General features: G+C 64.8%; 8 protein-coding genes. 2 read left to right on the plus strand and 6 right to left on the minus strand.

The features are described from left to right. Positions 1-14: 14 nt before the first annotated feature. A complete protein-coding gene (locus AB0368_RS28685) occupies positions 15-5,093 on the plus strand; it encodes an RHS repeat-associated core domain-containing protein (RefSeq protein WP_366157098.1) in 5,079 nt (1,692 codons plus the stop codon). A 16-nt stretch (positions 5,094-5,109) separates the two neighbouring features. Beyond that, positions 5,110-5,391, plus strand: a complete 282-nt coding sequence (locus tag AB0368_RS28690; RefSeq protein WP_366157099.1) for a hypothetical protein — start codon at positions 5,110-5,112, stop codon at positions 5,389-5,391. A 253-nt stretch (positions 5,392-5,644) separates the two neighbouring features. Here AB0368_RS28690 and AB0368_RS28695 read toward each other — a convergent pair whose 3' ends face one another. The 6 genes from AB0368_RS28695 to AB0368_RS28720 form a co-directional block, all read right to left on the minus strand. Next, the gene (locus tag AB0368_RS28695; RefSeq protein ID WP_366157100.1) at positions 5,645-5,845 is read right to left on the minus strand and encodes a DUF397 domain-containing protein; all 201 of its coding nucleotides are present in this window, start codon (positions 5,843-5,845) and stop codon (positions 5,645-5,647) included. Then, positions 5,836-6,636 (minus strand): helix-turn-helix transcriptional regulator, encoded by an 801-nt coding sequence (locus AB0368_RS28700; RefSeq protein WP_366157101.1) that lies wholly within the window; start codon positions 6,634-6,636, stop codon positions 5,836-5,838. Before AB0368_RS28700 ends, AB0368_RS28695 begins: the two co-directional genes overlap by 10 nt. A gap of 555 nt (positions 6,637-7,191) precedes the next feature. Further along, positions 7,192-8,595, minus strand: a complete 1,404-nt coding sequence (locus tag AB0368_RS28705; protein WP_366157102.1) for an O-antigen polymerase — start codon at positions 8,593-8,595, stop codon at positions 7,192-7,194. A gap of 216 nt (positions 8,596-8,811) precedes the next feature. Continuing rightward, the gene (wecB, locus tag AB0368_RS28710) at positions 8,812-9,885 is read right to left on the minus strand and encodes a UDP-N-acetylglucosamine 2-epimerase (non-hydrolyzing) (protein ID WP_366157103.1); all 1,074 of its coding nucleotides are present in this window, start codon (positions 9,883-9,885) and stop codon (positions 8,812-8,814) included. Between the two features lie 58 nt (positions 9,886-9,943). Continuing rightward, positions 9,944-11,110, minus strand: a complete 1,167-nt coding sequence (locus tag AB0368_RS28715) for a glycosyltransferase (RefSeq protein WP_366157104.1) — start codon at positions 11,108-11,110, stop codon at positions 9,944-9,946. 49 nt (positions 11,111-11,159) lie between these two features. Further along, on the minus strand, positions 11,160-12,353 hold the full coding sequence (locus tag AB0368_RS28720) for a hypothetical protein (protein ID WP_366157105.1): 1,194 nt from the start codon (positions 12,351-12,353) through the stop codon (positions 11,160-11,162). Positions 12,354-12,364: the final 11 nt, after the last annotated feature.

A 12,364-nucleotide genomic window follows, 5' to 3' on the forward strand; every position in this document is an offset into this window, starting at 1 on the left:
GGAGGAACGCCGCCATGTCCAGGCGCCTCGCCCGTACCGCCGCCGCCACCGTCACCTTGCTGCTCGCCGGGTTGCTATCCGTGGTCGATTCGCCCCCCGGTGCGGCCGCCGCCCCGAAGGTCGCCTACACCTACGACAAGGCCGGGCGGCTGACCTCGGTCACCGACGCCACGGGTGCGTCCGCGACCTACCAGTACGACCCGGTCGGCAACCTCACCGCCATCACCCGCAGCGCCCCGCCCGCCGCGGCGGCCACCGCGGCAGCGCCCGCCCCGAAGATCAGCGCCGTCCGGTGGAGCACCGAGAGCGTGCAGATCGACGGACGGAACTTCAGCGGCGACAAGCGGCTCAACACCGTGCGCGTGGACGGCCGCTACGCCAAGATCACGGCAGCTGGTCCTCGCAAGCTCGTGGTCGCCCGCCCGAAGGGCACCCGCACCAACGGCGCCGTCACCGTCGCGACCCCGGCCGGCGTCGCCCGCAAGGGCACCCAGCCGACCACCGCGCCGCGCCGGCCGCGTCCACTGTCGGCCGGGACCCCCACCGGCGACGGGCGTGCTGCCCTCGCCGGGCGAATCCAGGACACCGCGGGCGCGCCCCTGCAGGGTGTGCGGGTCAGCATCGACGACACCGCCACCACCAGCGCCGCCGACGGCACCTTCCTGCTCACCGGGCTGCCCGGCGGCCACCACGAAATGGTCATCGACGCCCGTGGCATCGCGGCCGGCGACCACGGCAACTTCGAGCAGGGCGTCGACCTGAAGGCCGGGCGCCGGGTGACCCTGCCGTGGACCACCTACCTGCCGGCCATCGACAACGCACACGCGACCGAAATCCCGGCCCTGGTGACCCGCAAGACGCAGGTGACCACTCCCGAGATTCCCGGCCTGAAGGTGATCATCCCGGCCGGCACCCGCATCGTCGACGAGGACGGCGCTCCCGTGCGCCGGTTGTCCATCACGAAGATGCCGCTCGACCGGCAGCCGTTCCCCGGCGCGCCCGGCATGCCCCTGGCCTGGACCGTCCAGCCCGGCGGCGCCGAGGTCAAGGGCGCCGGCCTGCAGGTCGTCTACCCCAACATCACCAACCAGCCGGCCGGTACCCGCATCGACTACGTCGACAACGACGCCGAACGTCCCGGCCAGGGCTGGGCCGTCTACGGCCACGGCCGGGTCACCCGCGACGGTGCCTCGATCACCCCGGACAAGAAGACCCGGCTCCACGAGACGTACCTGCTCGGTGTCACCTACGACCCGCCGTGCACCAGCGCCGACGACTGCCCGGCACCCGGCGAGGACTCCGGCGACGGCGACCCGGTCAACCTGTCCACCGGCTTGTTCACCATGGACCACACCGACCTCGCTCTGCCGGACGTCGCCCCAATCGCGCTGACGCGCTCCTACCGGCAGAACGACCGGGTCATCCGGAGCTTCGGCATCGGGCAGAGCGACGCCTTCAACCTGTTCATGGCCCCCGACTACGCCGGTAACTACCTGCTCGGCCTGCCCGACGGGCAGAGCATCCGCTTCGTGCCCGGCACCGACGGTGTCTACCGGGCCGCCGCCACGCCCACCGGCTACACCGGCGCCTATCTCTCCGGCGACAACCACACCAACTTCTCGGTCACCCTGCGCTCCGGCACCGTGCTGACCTTCGGGTCGCACAACGCCAAGCTGATCGCCATCACCGACCGCTTCGGCAACACCACCACCCTGGACCGCGACTGGAGCACCGGCCGCCTGCAGCAGGTCACCTCCCCGAACGGGCGGTGGCTCACGTTCACCTACGGCGCCTGCGGCCCGGCCACCTGCATCACCCAGGTGACCGACAACATCGGCCGGTCGGTGCGCTACACGTACGACGCCTCAGGCCGGCTCACCACCGCCGTCAACCCTGCCGGCGGCGCCACCACGTACACCTGGGCGCCCTGCTCCGACGACACGACCTGCACCGAGATGACCGCGGTCACCGACCCGGCCGGCATCCAGTACCTGCGCAACACCTACGACGCCAACGGCCGCGTCGCCAGCCAGACCCAGGCCGACGGCGGCATCTACCGGTTCGCCTACACGCTCTCCGCGGGCGGGCTGGTCACCGCCACCACAATCACCGACCCGGTCGGCGTGGTCCGCAAGGTCACCTTCAACACCGCCGGCTACGCCCTCACCGACACCCAGGCCGTCGGCACCGCGCTGGCGCAGACCACCACGCTGACCCGCGACGCCACCAGCAACCTGGTCACCGCCGCCGTCGACCCGGCCGGGCGGCGCACCACCTTCACCTACGACGCCGACGGGAACGTGCTGACCAGCACCCGGTTGGCCGGTACCGCCGATGCGGTCACCGTGACGAACCGCTACGAGCCGGTCTACGGCCGGATCGCCGCCAGCACCAACGGGCTCGGCAAGACCAAGACCTTCGCGTACGCCGACGACGCGACCAGCAGCACGGTGACCGAGACCGACCCGCTCGGCCGGCGTACCACCACCGTCCTGCTGGCCGGACAGCCGGTGATCGTCACCGACGCGCTCGGCAAGACCACCCACCTGAGCTATCTCGACGGCGCGCCCGTTGCGGCCGCCGACCCGCTCGGCCGTGTCCGCACCACCTACTACGACGCCGCCGGCCGACCGCTGCGTAGCACCGACGCGCTGGGCAACGTCACCACCACCACTTACGACGTGCTCAACCAGGCCACCAGCGCTGCTGACCCGCTCGGCAACACCACCCGCGCCACCTACGACGCGACCGGCAACCGCCTCAGCCTCACCGACGCCAACGGGCACATCATCCGCTGGACCTACGACCGCATGGGCCAGGTCGTCACCCGCACCGACGCGCTCGGCCGGGCGGCCACCGCCGCGTATGACCTGGCCGGCCGCATCGTCTCGGGGACGGACCAGAAGGGGTCGGTCACCAAGTTCACCTACGACACGCTGGGCCGGGTCGTCACCACCGGTTTCGGTGCCACCGTCGCGAGCGGCGTCACCAGCTACCGCAGCACCGTCACCACGACGTACAACAACGCCGACCTGCCCACCTCGATCGCGGACAGCGCCGGCGGCACCATCGGCCACACCTATGACACCACCGACCGGCTGGTCCGGCAGACCGGCCCTCAAGGCACGGTCGACTACACCTGGGACAAGGGCGACCGGCGCACGTCGATGACGGTCGCCGGTCAGACTGCGATCAGCTACGCGTACGACGACGCCGACCAGCTCACCAGCATCACCCAGGGCACCGCCGTCACCCGGCTGGGCTATGACGCGGCCGGTCGGCGCACCACCCTGACGCTGCCCAACGCGACCGCCACCACCTACGGCTACGACGACGCGGGCCAGCTCACCTCGCTGCGCTTCACCAACGGCACCACCACGATCGGTGACCTCACGTACGCGTACGACGCCGACGGCCGTCGGACCAGCATGACCGGTAGCCTGGCCCGCACCACCCTGCCCGACGCGGTATCCACCACTAGCTACGACGCCGCGAACCAGCTCACCAAGTTCGGCGCGACGTCGTTCAGCTACGACGCCAACGGCCAGCTCACCGGCGACGGCTCGGCCACGTACACCTGGAACGACCGCGGGCAGCTCGCCGGCATCACCGGCGGCACGACGGCGGCATTCAACTACGACGCATTCGGCCGTCGTACCAAACGTACCGTCGGAACGGCCAGCGTCGGTTACGTCTACGACGGCGCCGACGCGGTGCAGGAGCTCAACGGCACCACCCCGACCGCCAACATGATCACCGGGCTCGGCGTGGACGAGACCTTCCAGCGCACCGATGCCACCGGCGTGCACTACCCGATCGCCGACGCGCTCGGCTCCCAGCTCGCTCAGACCGGCGGCACCGGCACGGTGCAGACCTCCTACACGTACGGGCCGTTCGGCCAGACCACTGCAAGTGGGGCGGCGAGCAGCAACAGTAGCCAGTTCACCGGCCGGGAGAACGATGGCACGGGCCTCTACTACTACAGGGCCCGCTACTACAACCCGAAGGCGCAACGGTTCATCTCCGCTGACCCGGCCGGCGAGGCCGCGTCGGGCACCAACCTCTACGCCTACACCGGCAACAGCCCGACGAACTTCACCGACCCGTCGGGCCAGATCATCCCGTTGCTGGTAGCCCTCGCCGGCGAATGCGCGATCGGCGCCGTCTCGAGCGTGGCGATCGGCTGGGGGACCGCCGCCCTCAGCGGCCGAAAATACTCCTTGGGCGACGGGCTCGGCGACGCCGCCGTGGGTTGCGCGTCCAACCTCATCGGCCTCGGACTGGCGAAGGGACTCAGCAAACTTCCCGGCCTGTTCAAGGGCGCCGGTAAGGCCGCTAGCCAGTGCGGCCACAGTTTCAGCGCCGGCACCGAGGTCGAGATGGGCGACGGCAGCCACCGGCGCATCGCCGACATCCGAGTCGGCCAGCGCGTACGCGCCACCGACCCGCAGAGCGGGCGCACCACCGCCCGTCAGGTCTCCCACGTGTACCGCCATCGGGACAACGCCCTCACCGACGTCACAGTGCGCGGCGCTGACGGCCGCGAGAACGTGATCCACACGACCACGACCCACCGCTTCTGGGACGCCGCCCGCCGGCACTGGACCCGGGCAGGCAGCCTCGCCGCGGGGGACCAGCTGCGCACGCCGGACCGCAAGCCCGCGACGGTGGTCGCCGTCCACTCGTTCCTCGGATCCCGGACGATGTACGACCTGACGGTCGACGGCCTGCACACGTACTACGTCGCGGCGGACACCACGCCGGTCCTGGTCCACAACACCGGCGTCTGCACCCTGTTCCGGGGTGCCCGTCCCGGACAGGAACCGAATTTCATCCCCCGTCCCAACGACTTCAAGGTCGACAAGGCCACGGGCTTCGTCAAGGACACCCACGGGGTCTCCGTGTTCGACAACGCCAACAGCGTCGCGTCGAAGGGCTTCACGCCGCACCAGGTCAACACGAGCACGATCCCGGACTCGCTTACCGTGATCCCGCGGGGCGGACCCGGGCACTACGAGATCGTTCCCAAGCCCGGAGCGAACCTCACGCCCAAGGACTACGCTGACGCCCTCTGCCAGATCCAGTGCCGATGACCGGAGGCCGGCCGACGTGACGGCATACGAACTGATCTTCCCGGACTACCTCGACGGCTACGAGCACGAGACCGAGGCGAAGGGCTACCTCGTCGGAGTCTCGGTCGTCGTGGACGGGCAACCGGCCGACTTCGTGGTCTACGACCCGGTGCGCTTGATGCAAGAGGTCGCGGACGCAATCGAATCGGCTGGACTCTTCTCGGAGCAACGGTTGCTTGTCGTCGCTCGTGTGACAAGGGAAGAAATCACAAGCGCTATCCAGAAGCTGTCGGCTGGGAACTTCCACGATTTCCTCTAGCGCAGCGCGCCGAGCAGTCCGGACGACTCAACACGAGCTTCTTATTGATCCATCGCGGAGACGCGATCCGACTGGTGGCCATGCCGTCCAGCATGGCCACCAGCCATACCTCGCTCCGGGGAAGCCCGATCTGCGTTGGTAAGAGAGGCTGCACCCGCGGGGGCCGCAAAGCTTCTGCAAGGACGAGCGCGAGCCGCAGCCAACCCCGGACGGCGTTACGGCGCAGGTGCCGAACCGGTCGACGGTGCGAGGATCAGGTGTCGAACTCGCCGGCCTTCACCCCGGCCACGAAGGCTCGCCACTCGCTCGGCGTGAAGAGCAGAGCTGAGTCGTTGGGCGCCTTCGAATCTCGCACCGCCACCAGGTTCGGCAAGTTGTCGGCGACCTCGACACAGTCCCCACCGTTGCCGCTACTGCGTGAGCTCTTGTGCCACTTGGCGTTCGTCAGGTCCATTGATTCGCCGCCTCCGAGATCATCGCGAGAGTCTGCTGCTGCGGCAGTGCCTCTGAGCGCACAGCCTCCCACGCCTCATTGAGCAACCCTACTTCCGTGGGTTGGTCGACCACCATGCCTCGGATCTGGTTGTCTAGGTATGCGAGGTCCTTGCCCTCGAACGGCGAGGCGATGACGAACGGACCGCTGAGGCCGGTGTAGCCACCGACGTTCTTCGGCACGACGTGGATGTGGATGTTTGGTCGCTCAGCCAACTCGACCAGGCGCAACAGCTGAGTACGCATCGTCTCTGGACCGCCGATCGGCCGTTCGAGAACGGTGTAGTCGATGACGGCGACGAGCAGCGGAGGTGGCGTTCGTCCCAGCACCTCTTGGCGTTCGATCCGGCTTGCGACGATCTGCTCGACCTGGTCAGCCGGCAGCGGGCTCCCTGTCGCGCAAAGCGCGTGTGCGTAGGCCGGAGTCTGAAACAGGCCAGGGAGGACCAGCGGTTGGAACGAGCGCAGCGCCCTTGCGTCGCGCTCGATACCCGCCCACTCCCGGAACCAGGGGACAAGCGTCTCGCGGACGGTCGCTTCCCGTATGCGGAGGAGCAGCCCTCCGGTGGACAGCGCCTCGTCGCACTTCTGTGCGAAGTCCTGCCGAGGCGCGCGGCGGCCCTGCTCGATCGCCGCGACCAGCGATGCCGAGTATCTGATCTTCTCGGCGAGGGCTTCCTGAGACAGGCCCGCTCCCGAGCGGAGCCTGCGGAGCTCGCCTGCGAACAGTTCCAAGACCTGGAGTTGCGTCACCTACACACTCCTGTACTCGGCGTCTTAGGAAGTCTTACAAGTTCTGCGTGTCGGTCCTAAGCCTTACGAACCTATCGAGCCGCACATAAGACTGTCACCAGACGGCCGGCTGGAACGAGTGGCAGATCGTAGCCAAGGACAGGTCGCGCCGTGCGGGTCGCCTTGACCGTGTCCAAGGCGACCCGCTGATTGCGCCTGGGCAGCCACCTGCGCCGTGCCGTCGCTCCTACGTCGAGTTCCGGGAAGGCGATGTCTATGAACAGGCGGCACATGCTCCACCGGCCATGCCGTCGGCGCTGGATTTGGTGGCGTAGGCGATGTACCTGTGGCCTGCCGTGGCCATGTGTCGACGCTCGCCTTCAGGACGTCCGTCGGCGATACGCGCAGTCGCAAGAGCCCAGCTGGCGGACGGCGCCGACCGCTGCCTACCCTGAGACGACGGCCGGGCGCGTCGGAAATTTGACCCCGGCCCAGCGTTTTCGTAGCAGTCCATAAGTGCACCGTGTAGCAGAGTTTCGCAGGCGTCGGTAACCCCGCCCTCGATTTGTTCCTCGACTAGAACGCGCCATCACACGACGGGGGCTTGGGACCCGGACGTGGGGCGGTGCCCTTCTCCTGCGCTGGTGCGATGCGACTACCCCACCACCACAACAACGCGTAGGCGACCAAACCCACGTTTAGCAACGTGGTCGGACCGTCCGCAATCCAGGTACCGAAAGAAACGGTAGCGCCGGCGAAGCCGGCCAGTTGTAGAGTGTTGTACCGCTCGCCGCGCAAGCTACGGCAGGTCCAGAGCTGCACCACCACACCGAGAACCACGGCCAAGGTCAGCACACCGAATAAGCCGAAGTTGTAGTGCACCGATCCCCACAGGGACGGCGGAGACGTGCCGCGGGTGGATCCGTACAAGGTGGCGAAGACTTCGCCGCTCAACGTGCTTCCGCGGTTGCCGGGAAGGACGCCCATCAGCGCTTGGCCCCACTCGGCGCCCCATTGGGTCGGCTGTGGCTCGGTATACCGGAACGCGGCGAGACCCGAAAGTTGGTTGTCGTTCAGGACCCGAGCAGTAATCCCCTCGGTGGCGCTGTCGCCGCGGGCCAAGACAGTCGTCGCGAGCAGCAGAAGTGGAAACCCGATCAAGGGAATGATCAACATCCAGCGAGACAAGCGCTTGCGGTTGTAGAGCACTGCGTACAGGGTGGCGGTCAGCACGAACGACACGAACGCCCCGCGCTGGCCGGTCCACATCAACCCAACGGCGGACAGCGCCAGCAGAGCCCACGACAAGAGACGGACTAGCAGACCGCGACGGCTCGTGGCCCAGGTGGTGAAGACGAGAGAGAGGCCAGGGAGAATAGCATTTTTGAACTGGTTAACATAGCCCGGAAACAGATATCGCCCACCGGCGTAGGAGTCCAGCCGCAATGACGCTACGTCCGCCTTCTGCCCGTCCAGTTGTCCCTGAAGGCCGACAAAGAAGGCGCTGTATCCAACTGCTTGGAAATATGCCGCCACCACGAGAACCGAAACGGCGAGTCCGATTTTGATGGATCCTGTTGGAGCTAGGACGTGGACGTCATAGCGGGGCTCAGTCCGCTTGCCCCTTGTCTCGGCTAGATATGTGAGTAAGCTAGTGGCGGTATATGCACTGCAGGCCAGCGCGACAATGGTCGAGTACTCGGAATCGACGGGCGAAGTCAAGTCGGCGAGCTGAAAGGTGCCAACGGCCATAACGAGCTGTGCAGCAAAGAAGAGCCCATCGGGACTCAGTAGCCCGTTGCGCCTCACGGCGATGAAGTAGTGGGTCACCGCCAGCGGCGCAAGTACCGCCGTTAGGACGATCCCGTGAACGCTGGCGAGCTGGGTGGCGCCGAAGCCACTAGCGGCCGCGATCGCGAAGGTGAACGAGAGTATGTAGACGTTCCGTCGCGAGTGGGCTAGTTGCCCAAGGGCTGACACGGTTGCCTCGATCCACCGGACCGAATGCCAGGCTGAAGGCGGTCGCGTCAGTCCGGGGGGCACGACCGCTGCACAACAATGCCCGTACCGACCGCAATCACACTGGCAGCCTGTCCAGGCGGTCCTGAGCGAGCTGACCATGCAGCCCGAAGGTGCCTCAACAGAGGCGGGAGAACCGTTTCCGCCCAACGCCGCACGGATGTGTCTGGCCAGCCACTAGACGGATGCTGCGATCACACGAGCAATCCGAGGGCCGGCATTCCCGTCCCATAGCGGTGGCGTGCTCCATCGACCACGTTCCATGGTTAGGACGCGACGAAGGGTGCCATGCAGAAATTCTGGTTCGACCAATTGGTTGGTCCCGCTCGTAATTGTGACTGGGCGTTCAGTATTTGGCCGTAGAGTGAAGCATGGCACGCCGAGCATCGTGCTTTCCTCTTGGACGCCGCCCGAGTCCGTCAATACCGCCTCGGAACCTTGCATCAGGCTAACGAAGTCCAGGTAGCCCAGCGGGTGGATTACCTTCATATTCGGATGATCGAGAAGCCCCATCCGATCAAAGTTCGATCGGCCGCGGGGATGTAGTGGCAACACGACTTGCATTTCCTCGGCTACGGAGTGGAGCGCATTGACGAGCGTTGCAGCACGCTCGTCGCTGTCTACGTTCCCTGGCCGATGGAGTGTGGTGAGCACATACTTGCCAGTTAGTCCCAGTCGATTCACGATGCCGGCAGTATCGATGAGCGGACGGCATTTGAAGAGAGAGTCAATCATGGGGTTTCCAACGAAGTGGATACGCTGGAGATCGACCCCTTCATCCGCCAAATGGCCAACGGCATCAGCGCTGGTCGTAAAGAGGATGTCAGAAAGCTTGTCGGTCAGAATGCGGTTGATTTCCTCCGGCATAGAGCGGTCGCCGCTGCGGAGGCCAGCTTCGACATGAGCGATCTGAATGCCTAGCTTCGACGCCACCAGAGCCGCTGCAAGCGTCGAGTTTACGTCACCATATACGACGAGAAGCGACGGCCTTGTGCTCGCAAAAACCTTCTCCATGCCGAGCATGACCGCAGCCGTTTGACCTGCTTGGCTCCCGGAGCCGACCGCTAGATTGACCACGGGATCCGGCATGTTGAGCTGCCGGATGAAAGAGTTAGATAGGCTGTCGTCGTAATGCTGACCCGTATGGACGACTTGCTGAGAAACGCTCTGACTATTGAGGGCCTCGATTACGGGTGCGGCCTTGGGAAAGTTTGGCCGAGCTGCGATTACATGCATGACAAGTGGCTTCATTACCTATTGTACCGTTCCATTTTGTTTGGACTGGTTCGGTGAACGGCCGCACTCGCATCTACGGCATTATTGATTCAAGTCGACTGACCTCTCGCTCCCAAACGAAGTGCTGTTGGCCAACTTGATAGCAGTGAGACGCCTTCTGCCGGACGCTTTCGATATCGCGAGCTAGCACGGTAAGAAGGTCGCTCAATGAATCCGGCGTGACTGCGGAAGTCCACCCGATGTTGTGGCTGGCGATGACCTTCGAGTTCTCCGGTAGATTTCCGGCGATGACTGGTCTCCCGGATACCACGCTCTCGAAGAGCTTATTCGACAGAGAGTCGTTCGCTTTGTCCGTCGCCTCATATAAGGCGGTGCCGACATGCGCTTCTTGGTAGCGCAGCGCCACGTCTTTCGGACTGCATGGCCCGAGCAGTGCGACGAAGGGCCGCGCCTCTAGCTGTTCGATGAGTGCGCGTAAGGAGTCCAGATAGGACTCGCCGGCGTGGCCGGTTATATTGAGTCGAACGCGAGCCCCTCTTGACTGCGCGATCACCACTGCTCGAATGAGCGCCTCGATTCCCCGGCCGGGATAGAGGCTTCCGACTAGCGCAACAATGAGCTCATCTCCGCCTGGCGGCGTTGAAAAGCGTTGAACAAAGCTTGCCGACGGTACATTGCGGACTACTACGACTTCCTCCACGCCGAGTTCCCGGAACTGTTCGGCATGACTTTCGCAGACTGCGACAACCGCAAACTTGTGACGGCGTGAGAAGTAACGGAGGAGAGCAGGCTCAATTCGGGAGAACCATGTCGCCAGCGACCCCTTTGTGCGGACGGCACCGGGACGTTCACGACCACTGATCACGACGCGACTGGCCCATTTGCGCTGATGAGCCAGCCCGATCCAAAACAGGGAAACGTGGCCGACGAATATGGTTCCTGCCTGTGTACGAGCAACTTCGCGTCGGAGCAGGATCAAAGCGGGAACATATACGAAGAGTATGTTCCTTATCGACGCGACGAATGTTCTGTTGTCATCAAGTCTCCGGGTTGGTAGCTGTTTAACGCGGACGCCGTCGATCAGCGTACTTCCTGGAACGTCCTCCATCCCGACCCTGCCAACCCTGGCTAAGGTAATCGCCTCGACGGTGTCGAGTCTCTCGCTCATGGCGGCAGCCACTTTCCGCGTTCGAGTTGAATACCGGTAAGGAGCCAAGTCGCATAGCAAGAGGTCCGTCATTCTGCGCTCCCTGTCGTGCACTGGGTTTGTAGGAACCATGCGTAAGTGTTTAGCTCAGAAGGACGTGCTCTTCGGCCTGGGACTTCTTGGCGTTCTTTACTGCTGACCCGGCGATGAAGTATGCAACGGAAGTTCGGACGATCGTCGCTGTCAGCAGGCCCGCACCACCGACGACTACGGGATCCGCTGCCTCGACGAACAGGATAACGGCAGCTTCTGCACCGACCGCAAGGATGCCTACGAAGCCGCTTGTGGCTAGTTGCCTGGAGGTGCCAACAGCGCCGAGGACACTGCTTGGAAGGAGGTAGAAGATACGGACCGCTCCTACGGCACATAAGATCCATATCGCGGAGTGGTCGACTGCGCGGCCTAACAAAACTGGCACCATGAATGTCAAAGGTATGGAACACAGGCACCAGAAAGCTGCTGAAGCGGCGGCTGTGCATATCGTTGCTGTTCGCCACACTCTGCGGTTCAAGGAAGATGCCCGCTTGACGACTTCCGGCAACGCCACGAAGCCCAGGATCGATGCCAAGGTGACGAACGGGTATACCGTAACGAGCTTCACGGCGGCGTAGTGGCCTGATTCGGCGAGAGTGCCGAATGAATAGGCAACCGCGGCTTGGTCTACCCAGTCGATGGCAGATGTCGGAAGCATCGATATGCCAAAACCGGCTCCCATGATTCGTAAGCGGCGCATCTTGGTTCTGTTGGGCCTCAGGGATCGACTACTGGTTCGAAGTGCGTGGATGATCGACCATGCGCCAAAGATTGCGGAGCCGAGCCACAGCGCCGTGACTCCGGTAATGCTTGGCATCGAGATGGCGGCGGCTGCTAAGACAGTCACAGCGGCGAAGAGCCGATACCCTTGTTGGGCTAGCGCCGCTCGAGAGTATCGGCCCGAAGCGCGGAGTGCCGCCGCGACAAGCTCCGATGCGATCAGTGCCATAGGAGCTACAGCAAGGGCGATGCATCCCCAGAGCCCGATGCCGAAGTAGTATGCGGAGCAAGCTACGACAGGCGCAGCCAATATCAGCCAAAGCCTGCCTGATCTCCAGACGACCGGAAGAAGTAGATCGTCGGAGCCGCCTTCGGCAATCATCCGAGTTAAGGCTTGGTCGACTCCGAATATGGTCGCTGCGACCAGCATCGGCAGCATCTGGCGAACGAACTGGTATTCCCCGAAGGTGACTGGATCGACTGTTCGGCTTAGAGCCACCTCTGCGATGAGGAGGAGCCCCACCGACGAGCCGT

Source organism: Actinoplanes sp. NPDC051475 (genome assembly GCF_040689425.1).
Lineage (GTDB): Bacteria > Actinomycetota > Actinomycetes > Mycobacteriales > Micromonosporaceae > Actinoplanes.

Excerpts from the sequence above, each read along its gene's own strand:
- AB0368_RS28715 (WP_366157104.1), bottom strand. The coding sequence starts at position 11,110 with ATGACGGACCTCTTGCTATGCGACTTGGCTCCTTACCGGTATTCAACT.
- AB0368_RS28685 (WP_366157098.1), top strand. The coding sequence starts at position 15 with ATGTCCAGGCGCCTCGCCCGTACCGCCGCCGCCACCGTCACCTTGCTG.
- wecB (WP_366157103.1), bottom strand. The coding sequence starts at position 9,885 with ATGAAGCCACTTGTCATGCATGTAATCGCAGCTCGGCCAAACTTTCCC.
- AB0368_RS28695 (WP_366157100.1), bottom strand. The coding sequence starts at position 5,845 with ATGGACCTGACGAACGCCAAGTGGCACAAGAGCTCACGCAGTAGCGGC.